The 18,459-nt window shown below is 59.4% G+C and carries 22 protein-coding genes; 8 read left to right on the forward strand and 14 right to left on the reverse strand.

Annotated features, from left to right (window positions below; translation table 11 throughout):
- Nucleotides 1-3: 3 nt before the first annotated feature.
- The 14 genes from ACZ5WQ_RS02615 to ACZ5WQ_RS02680 all read right to left on the reverse strand — a co-directional run bounded on the left by ACZ5WQ_RS02615 (nt 4) and on the right by ACZ5WQ_RS02680 (nt 10,229).
- Nucleotides 4-393 carry a hypothetical protein gene (locus ACZ5WQ_RS02615; protein ID WP_464383084.1) on the reverse strand — a complete coding sequence of 130 codons (390 nt, stop codon included), beginning with the start codon at nt 391-393 and terminating at the stop codon, nt 4-6.
- Nucleotides 390-1,148, reverse strand: coding sequence for a hypothetical protein (locus ACZ5WQ_RS02620; RefSeq protein ID WP_464383085.1), 759 nt, complete (start codon nt 1,146-1,148; stop codon nt 390-392). The genes ACZ5WQ_RS02615 and ACZ5WQ_RS02620 overlap by 4 nt, the downstream gene beginning before the upstream one ends.
- The gene (locus tag ACZ5WQ_RS02625; protein WP_464383086.1) at nt 1,148-2,248 is read right to left on the reverse strand and encodes a hypothetical protein; all 1,101 of its coding nucleotides are present in this window, start codon (nt 2,246-2,248) and stop codon (nt 1,148-1,150) included. The genes ACZ5WQ_RS02620 and ACZ5WQ_RS02625 overlap by 1 nt, the downstream gene beginning before the upstream one ends.
- A complete protein-coding gene (locus ACZ5WQ_RS02630; RefSeq protein WP_464383087.1) occupies nt 2,245-4,230 on the reverse strand; it encodes a hypothetical protein in 1,986 nt (661 codons plus the stop codon). The genes ACZ5WQ_RS02625 and ACZ5WQ_RS02630 overlap by 4 nt, the downstream gene beginning before the upstream one ends.
- Nucleotides 4,231-4,339: 109 nt before the next feature.
- On the reverse strand, nt 4,340-4,687 hold the full coding sequence (locus ACZ5WQ_RS02635) for a hypothetical protein (protein WP_464383088.1): 348 nt from the start codon (nt 4,685-4,687) through the stop codon (nt 4,340-4,342).
- Nucleotides 4,688-4,750: 63 nt separating this feature from the next.
- Nucleotides 4,751-5,380 (reverse strand): hypothetical protein, encoded by a 630-nt coding sequence (locus tag ACZ5WQ_RS02640; protein WP_464383089.1) that lies wholly within the window; start codon nt 5,378-5,380, stop codon nt 4,751-4,753.
- A complete protein-coding gene (locus ACZ5WQ_RS02645) occupies nt 5,364-5,564 on the reverse strand; it encodes a hypothetical protein (RefSeq protein ID WP_464383090.1) in 201 nt (66 codons plus the stop codon). Before ACZ5WQ_RS02645 ends, ACZ5WQ_RS02640 begins: the two co-directional genes overlap by 17 nt.
- Nucleotides 5,555-5,725 (reverse strand): hypothetical protein, encoded by a 171-nt coding sequence (locus ACZ5WQ_RS02650; protein WP_464383091.1) that lies wholly within the window; start codon nt 5,723-5,725, stop codon nt 5,555-5,557. Before ACZ5WQ_RS02650 ends, ACZ5WQ_RS02645 begins: the two co-directional genes overlap by 10 nt.
- A complete protein-coding gene (locus ACZ5WQ_RS02655; RefSeq protein ID WP_464383092.1) occupies nt 5,713-5,943 on the reverse strand; it encodes a hypothetical protein in 231 nt (76 codons plus the stop codon). Before ACZ5WQ_RS02655 ends, ACZ5WQ_RS02650 begins: the two co-directional genes overlap by 13 nt.
- Nucleotides 5,944-6,932: 989 nt before the next feature.
- Nucleotides 6,933-7,094 (reverse strand): hypothetical protein, encoded by a 162-nt coding sequence (locus ACZ5WQ_RS02660; protein WP_464383093.1) that lies wholly within the window; start codon nt 7,092-7,094, stop codon nt 6,933-6,935.
- 330 nt (nt 7,095-7,424) lie between these two features.
- Entirely contained in the window at nt 7,425-7,838 is a 414-nt protein-coding gene (locus tag ACZ5WQ_RS02665; protein ID WP_464383094.1) for a hypothetical protein, read from the reverse strand.
- A gap of 49 nt (nt 7,839-7,887) precedes the next feature.
- Nucleotides 7,888-9,372 carry a hypothetical protein gene (locus ACZ5WQ_RS02670; RefSeq protein WP_464383095.1) on the reverse strand — a complete coding sequence of 495 codons (1,485 nt, stop codon included), beginning with the start codon at nt 9,370-9,372 and terminating at the stop codon, nt 7,888-7,890.
- 185 nt (nt 9,373-9,557) lie between these two features.
- Nucleotides 9,558-9,800 (reverse strand): hypothetical protein, encoded by a 243-nt coding sequence (locus tag ACZ5WQ_RS02675; protein WP_464383096.1) that lies wholly within the window; start codon nt 9,798-9,800, stop codon nt 9,558-9,560.
- Between the two features lie 204 nt (nt 9,801-10,004).
- The gene (locus ACZ5WQ_RS02680; protein WP_464383097.1) at nt 10,005-10,229 is read right to left on the reverse strand and encodes a hypothetical protein; all 225 of its coding nucleotides are present in this window, start codon (nt 10,227-10,229) and stop codon (nt 10,005-10,007) included.
- 280 nt (nt 10,230-10,509) lie between these two features.
- Between ACZ5WQ_RS02680 and ACZ5WQ_RS02685 the strand changes: the two genes are divergently transcribed.
- The 8 genes from ACZ5WQ_RS02685 to ACZ5WQ_RS02720 all read left to right on the forward strand — a co-directional run bounded on the left by ACZ5WQ_RS02685 (nt 10,510) and on the right by ACZ5WQ_RS02720 (nt 18,456).
- Nucleotides 10,510-10,809, forward strand: coding sequence for a hypothetical protein (locus ACZ5WQ_RS02685; protein ID WP_464383098.1), 300 nt, complete (start codon nt 10,510-10,512; stop codon nt 10,807-10,809).
- A gap of 65 nt (nt 10,810-10,874) precedes the next feature.
- Nucleotides 10,875-11,405 (forward strand): hypothetical protein, encoded by a 531-nt coding sequence (locus ACZ5WQ_RS02690; RefSeq protein ID WP_464383099.1) that lies wholly within the window; start codon nt 10,875-10,877, stop codon nt 11,403-11,405.
- Complete coding sequence (terL, locus tag ACZ5WQ_RS02695) at nt 11,402-13,186, forward strand: phage terminase large subunit (protein ID WP_464383100.1); 1,785 nt, start codon at nt 11,402-11,404, stop codon at nt 13,184-13,186. Before ACZ5WQ_RS02690 ends, terL begins: the two co-directional genes overlap by 4 nt.
- An 11-nt stretch (nt 13,187-13,197) precedes the next feature.
- Nucleotides 13,198-13,410 carry a crAss001_48 related protein gene (locus ACZ5WQ_RS02700; protein WP_464383101.1) on the forward strand — a complete coding sequence of 71 codons (213 nt, stop codon included), beginning with the start codon at nt 13,198-13,200 and terminating at the stop codon, nt 13,408-13,410.
- Nucleotides 13,411-13,445: 35 nt separating this feature from the next.
- Entirely contained in the window at nt 13,446-15,575 is a 2,130-nt protein-coding gene (locus tag ACZ5WQ_RS02705; RefSeq protein WP_464383102.1) for a portal protein, read from the forward strand.
- Nucleotides 15,576-15,587: 12 nt separating this feature from the next.
- Complete coding sequence (locus ACZ5WQ_RS02710) at nt 15,588-16,688, forward strand: hypothetical protein (protein ID WP_464383103.1); 1,101 nt, start codon at nt 15,588-15,590, stop codon at nt 16,686-16,688.
- Between the two features lie 208 nt (nt 16,689-16,896).
- Nucleotides 16,897-18,042 carry a phage capsid family protein gene (locus tag ACZ5WQ_RS02715; protein ID WP_464383104.1) on the forward strand — a complete coding sequence of 382 codons (1,146 nt, stop codon included), beginning with the start codon at nt 16,897-16,899 and terminating at the stop codon, nt 18,040-18,042.
- A gap of 51 nt (nt 18,043-18,093) precedes the next feature.
- Nucleotides 18,094-18,456 (forward strand): hypothetical protein, encoded by a 363-nt coding sequence (locus ACZ5WQ_RS02720; protein WP_464383105.1) that lies wholly within the window; start codon nt 18,094-18,096, stop codon nt 18,454-18,456.
- The last annotated feature ends 3 nt before the right edge of the window (nt 18,457-18,459 follow it).

The raw sequence follows: 18,459 nt of genomic DNA on the forward strand, positions 1-18,459 counted from the left end.
TCCTTAATCACTGCTGACATGGGCTTGCTCCTTCACCAGGTTGATATGCGTTTTTGCTGCGGCGGCTCTGAGCAGTGCGTCGTTAATCAGGCCGACGTCAGCCACGATGTGCTTTGCACCGGGGAGCAGGTTCTCGATGGCTTTGGCACACAGCTCCAGTGCGTTTCGGGCGGCGTCGAGCGCGGTGGCGGTTTCCACCGGAGGGGCTGCGCTTCGCAACTCCGCGAACATGGCTGCTTCCGCTGCGGAAACCTCATCAAACTCGTTCCACTTTGCAACGGCCCCATTCAAGTGGTAGCCGGCCACGCCCGTTGAGTCTGAGACGATTGCCAGAAAGCCGGACAACGCTGCTTCTAACTCGGCGATCCGCGCCTTGTCTGCTTGCTTGCTCATGGCATGCGGCCCTCCGCGTTAACTAGGAGCATCTGCTCCATTTGCTGTTCGGTCATGCTGATGACCTTCCGGTTGTTCACTTCCGTCAGCTCGGCGCCGAACGCCATCGCCAGGTCTTTGGTACTGACGGATCGCGGTGGCAGGCCGTTTTCGTTCCAGTCGAGGAACACGATTTGGCCTTTGGCGATGCCCAGGACGCCAACTGACGTGGGGTTGCAGTTCCACTTCTCCGCTGCTTTACGCACAGCGAAGTACATCGCCAGCTCAGGGGTCAGCGTTTTTACCGACTGCACATGCACACAGTCGGTCATCCTGTGGAACAGGACGACCACATAGTCGGTGTTCCCCGTTGCCGGGGCGTTGCGCAGTGGCAGGTTGTTGTCCCGTGCCCACTTTTTGATGAGGGCGTCGAGGTTTTCCGGCAACTTGTAGTTGGTCGCCAGCTCGATCCACTCATCGTCGTCCATCCACCGTAACAGGACGTGGGGTAGGGCGGCCGTGCTGTCCAGTTCGCAGTAGTCGTAGGCGAAGACGCCATCACACAGGGCCGTGTCGACCGTCTCGTACACCAGTTCGATCGTTCTGTGGGCCAGTCGCAGGCAGGCAGCGGCCAGGTGGTCGCAGCCGAAGTGGTTACCGACCAGCTCCTTGTTGCGCTGATCAGCGACCGGCGAGTTCCACCAGCCGAATAGGGCGGCGAACAGGATGCTCACCTCCCGGTCGTTGCGGGGCGTCAGTTCATACGCGTAAGTCATCAGTCGAGTCCTCGGTAGGGGTTGTAGTCATCGACCGCGTTGGAGGGCAGGCCGGGGTAGTCGTCAATGGCGTCGTCGGGCTCACCGTAGCGGTGCAGCTCGCGCTCAAGGAAACCGCTGTCGTAGCCCAGGTCGCAGAGCAGCGCTGCTGTTTCGAACGGGAACTCCTCGATCAGAGCCACGATTTCGTGCAGCTCTGCTTCCCCTGCGCTGAGTTGTTTTCCGCCGAGCCGGTAGTTGTTCCAGTTGTAGAAATTGTCCGGGTCTTCCTCACCTGGCTCGCGTTTCTGCGGCAGAGCGGCGAAGTTGATTTCAATCAGGCGATTGACCAGGCGGGTGATGAACGTGATGTCCTGACACTCGTCCATGGTGTGCTGGTCGTAGTAACCCACCGACAGGTTGGTGCATTCCCCAATCAGGTCGATGTAGTTGGCGCTGTCGGTGAACGAGCCGCCGTCGTCGGCTTCGAAGTCGAACAGCCCATCGGCATTGAGCTGGTCGGCAAAGGCATCGGCGAAGTCGTCAGAGCAGCAGCGGCCGCAGCCCTGATGGGTGATGATGTCGCGGGTGCCCTTGCGGTCGAAGGCGATGCAGTGCTTGATACCCATGCCCGTGATGACCGGCGCATGGTGCTGGGCGATGTACGAAGAGCCCCGGCCACCGATTTCTTCGTCACGGTGGAAAATGTAGAGCCCCGGCACACCGGCCTTGATCAGGTTGAGCATGATCCACATGCCGGAGCCATCATCGGCGCCCAGCACCCCACCGCCTTTCACGCTCAGCCAGCCGTTGCGATACGACAGCTTGTAGGGGGTGTTCTCGGCCTTGGCCTTGTGAACCGTGTCAGTGTGCGAACTGAACATGGTCGAGGGCGGGGTGCCATCGGGGTTGTGGATGGTCAGCCAGTAGTTGCCGTGGGCATCCGGCGTGATGTCGGGGATGGTGGCGATGTACTGGTCGATGATGTACTTCTCGCCTGCCGAGCCGGCGAAACGGGGCCTGCGGCAAATGTCGAAGAGCACTTCGACCGGCACCGGTGTTTTTACCGGCTTGGCAAAGGCCGTCGACATTTCGGTCATTGAGGTGTTGAAAGCTCTCATGCGGCTTCCTCCTGAGCAGGGGTGATGTAGGCGGTGAGCATGCTGTACTCGTCGCTGTCGTTATCCACTTCTTCCAACGCTGAAATATCAACACTGCTGATTTCGACAGGCTCGTCGTCAACCAGGCAGTAGTCGTCGACCCGTTCCAGGTCGCCGTCCAGCATGAAAAGGCCCAGCTTGTCGATGTCCTCGTCGAGGATGTAAGTGCCGTCAGCGGCGTAGTAGGTTGCGTCATCACTGAGCGCGGCCTCGTTGCCGTAATACTCGCTATCGAGCGCGACGAAGCGATCGTTGTCGATCAGCACATGGTCGGCATAAGCGACGCGGCGGCTGGGGATATGTGATGTGCCGTAGAGGTCGGAGCTATCGTCTGGTACATACATGCAGCAGCCATCACTCGGGATATAGGCGTAGACGTAGTGGTCGCTGAGGCAGCAGTCGCAGACTCGATCACCGCTCTCTACCGTGGTCAGGTCATCCTCGCCGGTCGTTTCATCGCAATAGTCGCAGAGGGCTGAGTCGATGTCGTATGACTCAAGGCATCCCGTCGCGTGGTTGGCCTCATAACTACCGCCGATGATCAGGTGGTTGTCGTGTATCTCCACGCCGCGGTTGCCCGAGTCGATGTAGGGGCAGATGATCGCCTCGCTGTTGCGATCCGGGGACACCAGGAGGATTTTCTCGCCATCCAGCCCCTCACCGTCCTGGTAGAAGCCTTTCTCGCTCAGGTACTCGGTGAACTTGGAGTGCGCATTGTGCAGCCAGTCGCAGGCATAGATCGTCGGGTAGGTCTTGTTGCGCAGGTTGACCACCGCCCGGGCGGCGATCTTACCCTCGGACTCCATCCAGACGATGCGCAGGTTGTTCTCCGGGTGGGCATAGACCCGCACCGGGTGGAAAAACTCCCCGTTAACGTGCAGGTGGCCGAACTTCTCCTCGTCATACCCCATGCAGCTGCTCGGCCCGTGCATATAGACCCGGGCGAAGTCCTCCTGGTCATGGCTCATGTGGAAGGTCAGTTGGCCGATGCTCTCGAACATCGCCGTCAGTTCCTTGACATACTGGTCGCTCGCCTCGGGCAGCACCATGCGGAAGAAGCGGCCCGGTTTCATCACCTGCTGGCGGTCACGCACGCCGGCGTTGACGTTCTGGGTGAAGGCGATTTGCCCTGCGTTGCCGCTCTTTTCCGGCAGGTGCGGGAACAGGGTAAACAGCGCCTGGGCGGGCAACTGTGACTCCAGGTCCCGTGGCAGTCGGTCGTATCGGCCATACGTCAGCCGTGCGCCCTCGCGCAGACGCCAAGCCGCCACGTTGGGGGTTGCGCAGATGTATTCCAAGTTGCCAAAACCAATACCATCGACAAGCTCAGTCTGGTTGAAATTGTACCAGCTAATTTGCAGCGGGCTGCCGGCAAGCTGGCAGACCGCCGGGCAATCTGTCCATGCGGTCGGTTCAATGTTGTCGTCTATGGTCGGGCGCAGGTACAGCGGGCCTGTGCGGCTTTCCACAGGACGGGGGTCGAATGACTCAATGCAGTCGTCATCGAAGCCCAGTGTATGCAGCATTGCGATGGCTTCGGCTGTTTGCTCATCCATATTGCCGGCCAGCATTTCCCCAAATACCCGCAGCAATGGGCGATACAACATCAGCATAGTGCTGGGGATGCCGAGGTAGGCGTAACCACCGTGGTGGTTCAAATACATCCTTGAGCGGTGGTACACGTCGTCCCACGCGTTTGACTGACCCGTCAGGCTTTTGAAATGGATGCTGAACTGGCCGGGCGTGGCGCCACTGAGCCGGGTACTCGTGAAGTGCCGGGCATGCCATTGCAGTGTGCCCCTCAGATCAGAGGTGCAGAAATCACCCTCCAGCACTCGTGCTTTGATGGTGGCAAGCGCCGGGCTTTTCATCATGTCGCGGCAATACTCACGCAGCGCGTCCAGATAGCTGTACTCGGTCACTTTAAATTGGTCAGGTTGCATAGCTGAATATCCTTTCATAACTACAAGGCACCTGCGGCCTTGAGGAAGTGGTAGGCCAAGGCGGCGGTGAACACCGCCAAGGCCAGTGACCCGCAAATGGCATCGCGCATTACGCTACGCGGGCCATGCTGGGGTTGCGGGTGTTCGCTGCGGCTGTGGTGAACAGCTGATCCGCGGTGAGACTTGGCACCACGTCCTGTGCCGCGAACGCCTGCAACAGGGCACGGTTCTGTGCCAGTTCGGCCTGGATTCGATCCAGACTGTTCTGGATGGACGGGGTGGGGTTGGGGAAGGCGCGGTTGATGTCGTCGAGGAACACCTCGACTCGATCGAAGTCCACACGCTCCGGCTCAAAGCCGTAGGGGGTGAACAGCCGAGCGAGGCGGTACTGTTGCTCTGCGACCTTGATCGCGGCTTGGTTGACGATGATCTGCAACGGGTTTTCAGTGGTTTTCATGGTGATTCTCCGATGATTGTGTACAAAGGTGACAAGTGATGTTTATCAGCGGTGCTGATACGGTTAGGCACGCCGATCCCACACACGGGATTGGCGCGTGATTTCCTCAGCCAGTCGAAGGTCGATCTGGCTCAGGGTTTTACCTCTGCCGAGGTAAAAGGTGTCCCCAGCGTTGGGGTTGTTGAAGCGGGCTACGTCATGGAACTGATCAGACGTGACCTCCCGTAACGCAGCATTACCCCACAACAGGGTTTCGCTGGGGCTGTTGATCTTGTGGAACCAGTACGCGACCAGTCGCAAGGGCAGGTCGTGCTCGATGATGAACTCCTGCACTCTGGCAGGGTTCATCGTGGCGAGAGTGCGCTCCCACCATTCCTTTTTGTCCGCGTAGCTGGCCATGTTCAGGCGCATGCCCAGCTGGTACGCATGGTGTTGCAGCGAGCGGGTGTGCAGGTTGTGGCGGGCCGCATACAGATCGGGCGGTAACCCCGAGGCACGTTGAGCCTTTACATGCTGTTCTGGGGTGTTTCGCAACCGTTCCCGGTCACGCAGCGAGAGGCCATTGTCATTCAGCGCACGATAGATGCGCATGGGCTTTACATCCCAGCTTTCAGCCAGTTCTTTTACGGTCAGGCTCGGGTCCGCGATAAGGGCCGCGTGGGCCTGTCTGATTTCGTCACGCGTTAGCGGCATCGGTCTTCTCCACAAGGCGGATGAACTCGGCCAGGTCAACCGCCAGGTCAATGATTTGCTCGGCCTTGGCCTTGTCCTCGCCACAGGCCGCTTTCAACACAGGGGCTGACGGCTTTCCGTGCCGCCAGCACAGGATCAGGGCAGTGATGGTCTCCGCATCATCACTGCTGATATTCAGTCCCACAGGGTGACCTCCTCGCCATCTTTGTCGGTCAACGACCACCAAAGGAGGAAGGGTTCATAACTGGCGTGGAGTGCCCGGGCCTGTTTGAGGGTCAGCGGGCCGACCTCTTGCTCATTGCCGGGGTCGTCCATCAGCTCGAATGTTGCTATCAGGCCGTACATGGGGCGTACTCCACGCTGACGGTTGATGGGCGGGTGTCCTTTGGCACTTCGACGAGGGCCAGCATGAAGTGCAGCTGCCGGCCTTGTTTCAGCAGCATGGAGCGCAGGCGCATTTCAGCATCGAGCGGATTGGCCGCTTCGATGGTCTTGGTCTGCTTGCGAGGGGCGTCCGGGACGTAACGGTCCCGATGGGTGAACGAGGCGCGATATTTGGCCATGAGTCCTCCTGACTGAATGCGAAGGGGAATATAAGCCCTGCTGATATCTATATCAACAGGGCTGACTGGTAGGTGGCATTTTTGCCTGTGACGGTGGTTCTAAAAATGCCACCCTGAAACCCCCGTTCTAGAGCGGTTGACGGGGGACAGGGGGCACTTTGGGGGCAGCAGGGGGCACTTTGGTGGCAAATAAGTGCCACCGCTGGAGGCCGCGTGGTTACTGGGCTGTAGGGGTTTTAGGGGGTGTTTTTCTTAGTTTTTAACTAAGTTGAGCCACAAAATGATATTCAATCACAAAATATTGTTGTATGGCTCCGCCAACCCCATTGTGTGAAGTGGGGAATGCTATGCAATATTTTGTGATTTTATTCCCGTTGCTGGGCCAACTGGAAAAAAAAGTAGTCCAAGTGCCACCTTTTTCCCTGTAGCCCACGGATGGCGCGGGTTCTGGCGGTGGCATTGTTTTTTTGAAAGTGCCCCCAAAGTGCCCCCTAAATCTGGCGAAGGCTCTAGGACGGGCCTTTCCAGGGGGCAGTTTTGAACCCCTTAAAATTGGTAAGACCAATTTTTCCACGCATTTTGACGATTTACGTCTCGTCAATGAGACACTTTGGACTTTAGTATCGTCCCTTGCCGCAGGTCATCCCACTCCGGCACTCGCCAACTGACAGGGGGCAAGTGACCCTTGTCGAGCAGATAGCGATGAACGCCCTCTGCCTGCGCGTTGGCAGCCTCAAGGTGTATTGTACACCCGAAGGCCTTACCCTTCATCTGCACTTTCCACACGCCGTCTGTTTTGCTCCAGGTGACGCCTTTCGCGGGTCGGATGTCCCCTGTATCGGGTTTAGGTTTACCCATCGTCTGTACCCCGCTGCGTTCGCTTGGTTGGCAGCAACCGCCAAAGGTCACGGGCCAATGCGGGCCAGAGCACCCGCCGTGGGACACCGTACAATCGTGCCAGCCGGTAGCAGGCCAGCAGCACCCTGAGCTTACGACTCATCGACCACCTCGCAATACTCGTTGGTGATTTCGTACCAGAGCGCCCATTCGTGCTGGGCGAACACCTGAGCTTCTTCCAGTGTCGGGAAGGTGGCGCTCTGTTCCCCAACGCCATCAACTGCCTGATATCTGACAGTGTATTCAGGTTGCATGGTCTTTCTCCTGTGATCTGTGATCTGTGATCTGTGATCTATGCCAAGTGGCAAGTGACCCGTGATTCAGGGCAAGTGGCAAGTGGCAAGTGTCGAGTGCCAAGTGACCCTCGTCCGTCCACCCAGTGAAGCCAAGTGACTATTGACATTCGTCATCTGACAGCGCACACCTGTCCCATCACGAATGGCAATACAACCCGACGCAGACGCAGACGCAGACGCAGACGCAGACGCAGACGCAGACGCAGACGCAGACGCAGACGCAGACGCAGACGCGGACGCGGACGCAGACGCGGGTGTTAGGGGTTAATCGGAGGGGTTAGCCCGCACTCACGCGGCGGTCGCGGCACTGACATGGCAGACCGGGCCAGCGCCTCGCACCCGCCCGAGGTAGAAGGCCATGTCTCGTGCATCGAGACGACCCTTGCCGTTGCAGCGGAAGCACCGCTCGTTCCGGCGAGGGTCTGTGTGGAACAGGTAGCGCCCTGTCCCGTGGCAGTGGGGGCAGCTGCCACCCTCGTGGTGGTCAGCGACCTTACTTTCCAGCCAGCGGGCCAACTGGCCCACTGCCTTCGGCTTGAGGCCAAGTGCTTCGCGCAGCATGTCCTCGGTGACGGTGCCGCCGGACACCACGCGGATGCGCGGCTTGGCGGGCTTGGCGGGCTTGATTGGCTCAGCTGCTACAGCAGCCTTGAGCTTTTGGACACGCTGCTTGGATGCAGCCATTCGATCTTGCATAGACATAGAACCTCCTGCCCGGGGCATGTGCCCCGGGACTTGGTGAGTGAGTTGATTACTTCGAAGCCAGCATCAGCTGGATTGCAGCGAGGGCCGCATCGTCATCCATCATGCGGGTCTTGGCCTTCCACTCAGCCTGCTCGACGAGCAGTGCATCCTGAGCTTCTTGCTCGGTCAGATACCAGCCGTGCTTGTTCCAGTACACCGGCGGTGCAACCGGCATCGCGTCGCGGGCGAACAGCTCCCACATCTTGGCCAGCGACAGGTCAAGCTCGCGCAGCTCCTTGTACACCGGGGTGATTGCATCGCGCTGTGCCTCGCAGGCCTCGATCACCGCGTTGAACCAGGCGCGGTCACGATCTTCCTGAGTGCCAGTGTCCAGTTGATGCCCACCACCAGTGTGGAAGTGAACGCCATCCGCCCCCAGATGCGGCATGGAGTCGATTACCGCGCTCGCGGACCCGTCCCCGAACACTGACATCCGTACCAGCTCGGAGCCGAAGCCCACATCCGCCTCGCTGATATCGCCGAAGGGCAGGTATTGCACCCGCGACAGCTCAGTCGCTTCGCCCATGCCCACGCGAGTGACGCTGGCCGGTGCGTTGTAGCGTTCCTCGGCGAATGCCTGACGATCCAGACGCTCCAGCTGCTGCTCAAAGCGTTCCTTGGTCATCTTGAGAGCCTGAATGTCACGCCATACCCGGCGGGTGACGTGGTTGATGGCCCAGCGGGCGTACATCGGCTTGCTGTGAAGATCATCGAGCGAAGTCATGCGGCGCTCGATCTTCTTCTGCATTGCCTCCTTGTCGTCCGCGTACTCCAGCGCTGCGGCCCAGCTATCAGCGAGGCGATCTAGCACCAGGTCCCAGGCAACGCTTGGCTGCGGCCACTGCTTCCCGATCAGTGCGACCTTGGCCGTTGCGGCCTCGATCCAGTCGATATCGGTGAACTCCATATCCCAGAGCTGGCTAGGATCGTGAATTGCGGTGATCAGCTTGCCTTCGTCCTCGGACATGCTGCCTGCCCGTTCCCCGCTGTTGTGCGAGGCGAGCGCGGCTTCCTGCATTTCGAGGATTTCTTCGATCTGCTCGTAGTCGTAACCCGACTCCAGCAGCTCCTCCTCTGTATACAGCTCGGGAGCCCCCGATGTGGCTTCATCGAAGCAGCCATCCTTGACTGCCAGCGTGACCTCAGCGAGCACCAGCTCGCGGTGGTTCTCACCCCGGTGGGCAGCGAAGCCCATCGAGACCTTCTCAATCAAGCGGTGCGCATCGCGCATGTGCTTGACTGCCTTGGTGTATGGCAACAGCCCCAACTCATTGGCTGCACGAAGCGCCAATGCGATGTTGGTCATCGCCATTTGGCTCTTGAACATGGTGTCCCGGAACAGGGACATCTCATATCCGTTGCGTGTTGTGACGCTCTGGCCGAGCATCGGTTTTACCCATTCAAGCAGGTCAGCGTCCTTGGTCAGGACAGGCAACCATACCTCGCTACCGTAGGCAGTGGACATTACATCGTTAACAGTGATAGTTTTCATATCGTGACTTCTCCAAGTTACAAGTGGTAGGCCCATCACCGGCTGCAACCAGTGATGGGCTTTTTTATGGCAGATGCGGGCACACAGCCATTGCCGTGCGACGCGTACTGCGAACTGCTGTTTGGCAGACTCATCAGTAGCGGCATGCCAAGCCGCTAGACACCACATCCTTGTGGTGTTTCGTCTTACATCCAGTCCTTTTCCTGCTGGATGTCGAACCTGTGAACGGAAGACCCGTCGGCTCCCTCCCACCACCAGTCCACGTCGATACCGCCCTCGCGGGCGATGGCCAACGCCTCTCTGTGTTTCCCCTCATCGAGGAGATACTTCATTTCGCTTATCTCCCCCTCACTGCCCCCGTGCAGGTGGAATGACTCTGTGCTGGAGTCGTTCTGGTTCTTGATGCTTACTACGGTCATGTTTTTCATCGTGTATTCTCTCGTGTAAAAGTGGCAGACTCATCAGTGGTGGCATGCCAAGCCACCAGACACCACGTCCTTGTGGTGTTTCGTCTTATGCGCTGAGTACAACCCACCCCTGTGAGGTGGACATGATGCGGGCATAGCGCCCAGTCATGCGTAGCTCGCTGCACAGTGCGCGAGCCACGGCTTGCGATGACACTGGGAAGAGCTTCATACTGCACCCCCCAGTATTGCGCCCAGCACTGCGACGCCTATCACCAGCGCCGGTATCCCTACCAGCTGACCCAAGCCCATGTGCGCTTGGCGCATGGCCTTGGCTTTGGCATAGCGGTTAGCCCTGTGCGCTACCATGTAGAGGTGGGCCACGCCTACTGCGGCAGCAGTGAAGTAGATCGCGATGAGCACAAGCGCGAAGATGATGTGTGTTGCGTACATAGGTATCTCCTAACCCCCCGGGGAGGGGGTAAAACAAGGTTCCTTGGGTTTGAAACTGGAATCGCCGGAACCTGAGAAGCGAATCCAATCGGGAGTCCCTGAACCGCGCACCCCCATACCCCCCTGCCACCCGCGCCCTGTGACAATTGCCACTCGACTTTCACCCCTTGCCCCCCGCCCCTTGCCCCTTGCCTTGGCCAGGACAAATCGACTTTTGCCCCTTGACTTTTTTCCCCGGGAAATCGACCCTTTTCGAAAAAGCGAAACGGAATTTTTTTCTATGAAATTTTTGCTAGGCCTTTTCCTCCTGACCGCCGCCACTTCGACCGTTGCCGAGAGCTACAACGGCGCCCCTTACCCGACGCTCAACGGGGGCGTCCCTGACCACGGTTCGGATGGCTACCGCCAATACCGGCTGCACGAGCAGCAGCGCTTAAACGACTCGCTAAACCAGCAGAACATGGCGGCTGCACAGGCTCGGGAGGCAGAGGCGAATGCCCAGCGCCGCCACAACGAACTGATGCAGCAGCTTCAGCAGCTTCAGTCACCGGCCCAGGAAGAAGGCTGGCGCCCGCGCTGACCTGATAAGGGTCCAAGTGGCCCTTTTCTTTACCGGCCAATATCAGCAGTGCTAATATTCCCGGCATGGCTGCTACCCCAATCCTTGACCCTGACGCTCAGCTCGCCTCGATAGAGGCCGACGAGAAGCTCAACCTGCTTGATCTGCCCCGCATCACTGCGCAGCAGAAGGTGTACGTCGCTGCCCGTGTTTCAGGGCTCAGTTCCCGCGCTTCCGCCGAGAGGGCGGGCGCTTGCCGCGCTACCGGGTTGAAGTGGGAGCGCGACGAGGTGATCCAGGCCTACATCGCCAAGTATGAGGAGGAAATGGAGAAGCAATCGCTTCCCCGAGTCCGCTTCGGCATTGAGGATGCGCATGCGATGTACATGCAGGCGTACCACATGAGTGCCACCGCCGCTGAAATGGTCAAGGCCACCGACTCGCTGGTGAAGCTGCACCGCCTCAATGAGGTTCCGACCAAGGAGCTGCCGACCGACGTGACCCCGCAGCAGCTGGCCGACTTGCCGGTATCCGAGCTGATGCGCCTCGCAGGCTTGAAGGTCCAGAGTTTGCAGCCAGAGCTTCTCGAAGGGCAGTTTGAGGAGGTCGAAGATTGACCGTCGTTGCCCGAGGTAAGCGCGTCGAGCTGCGCGAGTGCCCGAAGTGCTCCAAATCACATCCCCATACCCTGTTCAATGCACAGGGATTTTGCATCTACTGTGTGCAGAACGCAGTTCAGGCCACCAACGAGGAGGTGGCGAAGCAGACCTTCACAGACCCGGGCGATTCGCTGGCCAAGAAAAGGGCCGAGTATCAGCGCATTCAGCGTGAGAAGAAGAAGGCGCTAAAACGGATCAAGCAGGATCGCGAGGACAAGGTTGCCGAAGCCGCTGCTATGAGCGCAGCAGAAGCGGCCAAGCAGGAGCTGGCCCGCCGCGAGCTGGCCCGCAATCACTTGTTGCCCTTCATCCTGCGTTTCAATGACAGCTATGACCCGGGCTGGGTGCATCAGGACATTTGCGACAAGCTGGAGTGGTTCAGCGCCCAGGTTGCAGCCCAGCAGTCCCCGCGACTGATGATTTTCATGCCGCCGCGTCATGGGAAATCGGAAATTGGCTCCCGGTCCTTCCCCGCGTGGCACCTCGGCAATTACCCGAAGCACGAGTTCATCGGCTGTTCCTACGGCTCTGACCTGGCGAACGGCTTTTCGCGCAAAGTCCGTGACCTTGTGCGCGACCCTGCGTACTCGGCGGTTTTCCCGGAGTGCCGTATCAACAAGGACTCTCAGTCGGTTGAGAACTGGCTGACGACCGAGGGCGGCGGCTATGCGGCGGCGGGTGTTGGCGGCCCCATCACTGGCCGGGGCGCACACGTCCTGGTAATCGACGACCCGATCAAGAACCGAACCGACGCTGAGTCCGCCACCAACCGCGAGGCGGTGTGGGACTGGTACACCTCAACGGCTTACACCCGTCTGGCCCCAGGCGGCGGCGTGCTGCTGATCCTGACTCGTTGGCATGACGACGATCTGGCCGGCCGGTTGCTGCGCAAGATGGCTGAGGGTGAGGGCGACGAGTGGGTTGTGGTTGAGTACCCGGCTGAGGCGGTGCATGACGAGCTGTTCCGCAAGAAGGGCGAGGCGCTGCACCCGGCGCGTTATGACGAGGTGGCGCTGGCACGCATCAAGCGTGCAGTCGGCCCGCGTGACTGGCAGGCCCTGTACCAGCAGAACCCGACCCCTGACGAGGGGGACTACTTCAACACGACCATGTTTAAGTGGTACGGGCCAACGGAGCTGCCGCCGTACTCGGACATGAACTTCTACACCGCGTGGGATTTGGCCATCGGCGAGAAGGAGCAGAACGACTACTCGGTCGGCATCACGGTAGGTGTGGACCAGCACGACCGCACCTATGTCGTTGACATCCAGCGCGGGCACTGGGGGCCGTTGGAGCTGGTGGACAAGATGCTTGAGGTCTATAAGACGTGGCGCCCGGCCATCACCGGCATCGAGCGCGGTCATATTGAAATGACCTTGCGCCCGTTCCTCGACAAGCGCATCCGCGAGGAGCGCCTGACCAGTTTCTTCATCGAGGAGCTGAATCCGGGCAAACGCGACAAGGTAGCCCGCGCTCGATCCATTCAGGGTCGCATGCAGCAGGGGCTGGTGTACTTCCGCAAGGGTTGTAACGCCACGGCACAGCTGGTGGCGGAAATGATGCGCTTCCCCAACGGGGTGCATGATGATGGTGTAGATGCGATGGCGTGGCTGGGTCAGATTCTGGCCCTGATGGTTCGCCCCCGTGAGCAGCCGGCACCGCCGAAGAAGAGCTGGAAAGACAAGCTGAACAAAATTGCCCGAGGCACGAGCGGACGGCGCAACTACATGAGCGGATGAGGAATGCCCAGATGGATAGTTCATTTGTTGATCGTTTGGAAGCAGAGCAGGCTCAGTTGGCAGAACGGGTTACCAAGCTGGCGGCGTTCATCACCGACAACGAGCTGTACCTTACCCTGTCGGACGAGCACCGCAGTCTGATGAATGACCAGCTACGGGCGATGGAGGAGTATCTGATGATCCTTGAACGCCGCTGCCGGCTACACGCCCGCAATAGCGCGTGATAATATAAGCACTGCTGATATTCGAGGATTTGTCAATGGCCGTTTCTGACCCTATCTCTGTTGCGCGACACAATACTGCTCGCTATGTCCGCGCTCGCGATAGCGGCCACATCGACTACACCACGCAGGCCAAGAAGTTTGATGGCATGTACACCGGCGACGGGCAGTGGGACGAGGCGGTTAAGGCCAAGCTGGAGAAAGAGGGTCGCCCTGCGCTGACCTTCAATATGATCCTGGCTGTGATCAACGCGGCACTCGGCGAGCAGATTCGCCGGGATGTCGCGATTTCCTTCAAGCCGCGCCGCAATGCCTCCCGTGAGGTGGCCACTATCCTCAGCAAGTTGACCATGCAGATTCAGCATGCCAACCGCTATCGCTTCCTTGAAACCTCGGTCATGGCTGACGGCCTGATTCAGGATCGTGGTTTTTTCGATGTGCGCATGGATTTCAGCAACCACATGCAGGGTGACGTGAAGATCACGTCGCTCGACCCGCTTACTGTGGTACTCGACCCGGATGCGAAGGAGTATGACCCGGCCACCTGGAACGAGGTGACGGTCACCCGCTGGATGTCACTGGAGGAGATTGCCGGCCTCTACGGGCAGGACAAGGCGGATGAAATCAGCACGATGGCGCTTTCCGGTGAGTACAACCGGTTTGACAGTATTCGCTTTGAGGAGGCCAGCTTTGGCGAGACCTCTGGCACAACCTTCGTCTATGACCAGGACGACAAGGACAACCGCGACATTCGATCGGTTCGGGTCGTAGAGCGTCAGCACTATCGCTGGACGATGGAGCAGATGTTCGTTGACCCTGAGACAGGCGATATGTCTGAGGTGCCGAGCGGCTGGAGCAAGAAGAAGGCGGCGGCCTTTGCCAAGAAGATGGGCCTGTTCCTGCACAAGCGCCCTGGCCGGCGTGTCCGCTGGACGGTATCCGTCGACTCTGTACTACTGTTCGATGACTGGTCGATCTACAAGACCTTCACCATCGTGCCGTTCTTCCCGTATTTCCGCCGGGGCAAGCCCTTCGGCATGGTGCGCAACCTCGTCGGCCCGCAGGAATACCTGAACAAGACCCGTAGCCAGGAGCTGCACATCGTCAACACCACCGCCAACAGCGGCTGGAAGGTTGAGGAAGGCACTCTGGTCAATATGACGGTGGACGAGCTGGAGCTGCGCGGGGCCGAGACTGGTTTGATCATCGAGTACGCCCGTGGCGCCCAGGCACCCGAGAAGATCACCCCGAACTCTGTCCCGAGCGGTTTGGATCGCATCAGCGAGAAGGCGGCGTTCGCCATCCGTGAAATCAGTGGCGTCAATGATGGCATGCTGGGCTTCGCCGCAGCATCCGTGTCGGGTGTTGCGCTCGACCGCAAGACGCAGCAGGGCCAGGTCCAGCTGGAGGTTGTTGCGGCCAACATGGAGCTGACCCGGCATCTGGTGGCGAGCAAGATTCTGGAGTTGATTCAGGACTTCTATACCGAGGAACGCATCGTTCAGGTCACTTTCGATCCGAACCCGAACATGGACCCTGAGGAGCTGGTGATCAATCAGATCGACGCTGCCGGCCGCATCGTAAACGATGTGACCGAGGGCGAGTATGACATCGCCGTGACCACTACCGCCCGCCGCAACAACTATGACGAAGGTCAGTTTGCCTCGCTCATGGATATGCGCCTCAACGGTCTGGCGATCCCGGATCAGGTCATCATTCGCCACAGCGATCTGGCCGAGCGCGACGAGATTGCGGCCCAGGTGGAGAAACTGCTGGGTCAGGCGGCGCCGACCGAGCAGGAAATGGAACTGATGATGATCCAGCAACAGCTGGCTATCGAGACTGCTCGCGGCGAGCTGGACAAGCTGATGGCCCAGGCCGAGAACCTGCGTTCGTCCACCGCTGTGAATATGGCCAAGGCCAGTCAGCTGGCCGGCGGCGACGAGGCCCCGGAGATTCAGCTGGAGCGCGACCGCCTGGAAGCGCAGATCGTGCTCAAGCGCGAAGAACTCCAAACCCGTCTGATGCTGGCGCAGATGACCCACGGCGCTCGGGCGCGTGGCGAGCAGACCCGCATCGCCGCCGATCTGGCCCGTACCAAGTTCCAAGGCGACGTTCAGGTGGCTACTGCCGCTATGGCTCGCCAAAAGCAATCCCCAACGGAGTAAACAGGAGTCCTTATGGATACCAACAACGGCCCGGCTATTGATATGGGCGATTTCCTCGAAACAGGCAACATTGAGGAGCTGCCAGATACCCTCGACTTCGGCCTTACCGGCGATGAGCCTGAGGTAGAAGAACCTGATACGGGTGAGTCCGATGCAGACGAGTCCGATGCAGACGAGTCCGATGCAGACGAGTCCGATGCAGACGAGTCCGATGCAGACGAATCCGATGCAGACGAGACCGATGCAGACGAGACCGATGCAGACGAGACCGATGCAGACGAGGCCGATGCAGACGATCAAGACGGTGATGGCGAGGACGAGGACGAGGGCGAGGACGAGGACGAGGGCGGTAAGCCCAAGGCCAAGGGCAAAGCGCCGATGGTGCCGAAGGCCCGCATGGATCAGGCCCTGCGCCGAGCCCGTATGGAAGCGCAGCGCGTCCAGGAGCTTGAGCAGGAGCTTGCCCGCGTTCGTCAGGAGGCAGCTGAGGCGAGTCGGCCCAAACCGCTGACCCGTGAAGAGATTGCAGCCCGCATGGCGGAAGCCAATGAGGCGCTGGTTGCTGGCGACTCAACCAAGGCGGCTGAGATTCAGGCTGATCTGATGGCCTCACTGACTCCGCAGCAGGCCGCGGAGGCTTCGCGTGACGCCGGTATGAGCGAGGACGTAATCAGCCAGGTCGAAGAGCGCCTGGAAATGAAGGCCACGCTGCGCGAAATCAACGAGCGCTTCCCGGAGCTGGACGATAACGGTGAGGCTTTCAACGAGGATATCTCGGCCGAGGCTGTGATGTACCAGCGCACTTATATGGCCAACGGGTACACCTTGGCCGAGGCCACTCGTAAAGCTGCCGATACCGTCGCCAAGCTGCATGGTTTGCAGGACCGCAAAGCCCCGGCTCCGCAGCCCCGGACGAAGCCTGATGTGGCTGCCACTCGCCGCGCGGTCAAGACCAAAGCCAAGGTGGAGAAGGCCACTCGCGCAGCGCCTGAGTTGACCGGTAATCGCGGCGAGGACGATGCGGCCGCTTCCTTCGACGTGTTCAAGGCAACGCCGGAGGAGTTTATGGCTCTGCCCAAGTCTGTCCAGGATAGGCTTTTGGGTATCGCATAATTCCCTTGCAAGCCCCGGCCATCCGGGGCTTTTCTTTGGGTATCAGCAGTGCTAATATTTAGGCATCTTCGGGTGTCTCCACGATAGCGAGACGGGGTACGCCACCCTCAAGGGCGCACATTTCGGTAGCTCCCACGACACGGGCGCAGGCAAGCAAATCAACTTTTTTGCTGCCGCGCTGGCTGTGCGCGGTAGAGGGGAAACCAAAATGGCAATGACCGATTTTGCTGCTCTGACGAACGAGCAGAAAACAGCGTGGAGCCTCAAGTTCTGGCACCATGCCCGCACTCACTCTTTCCTGAACCGTTTCACCGGTAAAGGCCCGAACGCCATGATTCAGATGGTCACTGAGCTGACCAAGACGAAGAAAGGCGCCCGAGCAGTAATGACCCTGCTGGCTGACCTGCAAGGCGACGGTGTTACCGGCGACTACCAGCTGATCGGTAACGAAGAAGCCCTCAACAGCTTCGAAGACGTGATCCAGATCGACCAGCTGCGTCACGCCAACCGCAACACCGGTAAGCTGAGCGACCAGAAGTCCATCGTCAATTTCCGTAACGCCTCCTCTGATGCGCTGGCGTACTGGATTGCAGACCGTATGGATCAGCTGGGCTTCCTTACCCTGTCGTCCCTGCCGTACACGCTGAAAACCAACGGTGCTCTGCGTCCGGTACTGCCGACTGGTCAGAACCTGGCCGACCTGGAGTTTGCTCCCGATCCGGCTACCGTCGCACCGACCGCCAACCGTTGCTTCTACCTGACTTCCAACGGTCTGAGCCGTGGTACTGGTGACAACGCCGCTGATGGCGTGATCATCCCGCTGACCTACAAGGCGCTGGTGCAACTGAAAGCTGCCGCCAAGGACAGCTTCATCCGCGGTATCAAGGGCAAGGGCGGCGAGGAGGTTTACCACGTCTTCGTAACCCCGATGGGCATGGCTGACCTGCGTCTGGACCCGGACTTCCTCGCTAACGTCCGCGCTGTCGGTGTTCGCGGCTCCGGTAACGAGCTGTTCTCCGGCGTTTCCAGCGTGATGGTCGACGGCATGATGATCCACGAGTATCACCACGTTTTCAGTAACGAGGGTGCTGCTGCGGGTTCCCGCTTCGGTCTCACCGGTAACGACATCGGCCAGCGTGTACTGCTCTGCGGTGCGCAGGCTATGGGTATGGCTGACATCGGCATCGCCGAATGGGAAGAAGAGGATTTCGACTACAAGAACTCCTACGGTATTTCCATCGGCAAGATGTTCGGTCTGAAAAAGCCGCAGTACAAGGGCAACCTGTCCAGCTACAACACCAAGGAAGACTTTGGTGTTCTGACCATCGACACTGCGGTATCCGCACTGTCTTGATTGGGGATTGGCCCCCTCCGGGGGGCCTTTTTTCACTGATGGAGAATCCCGATGTCTGACAAGCAGTACGTTTCCCCAAAAACACAGATGATCACCCACTTCGGCAAGCAATTTCGCATGGTGGCAGGCGAGCCTTACACGCTGCCCGAGGGGCTGATCGCCCCGGCCTTGGCAAAAGGCGTTCGTGAATACGACGCAGAATCTTCCGCCGAAGAGCCCGTTGATACCGAGGCCCCGGCGGGTATCGAAGATGTCATCGGCGCTATCAAGGCGTTGATGGAAAGCGGTGACCCCAAAGCGTTCAGCGAGCGCACTGGCGAGCCCAGTCTGGTCGCGCTGCGTAAGCAGCTGGGTCGCCAAGTGACTGATGCCGAGCGCGATGCGGCCTGGGCTTCTGTCAAAGCAGAGGAGTAAACC

Source organism: Halopseudomonas sp. T1L2, assembly GCF_055397385.1.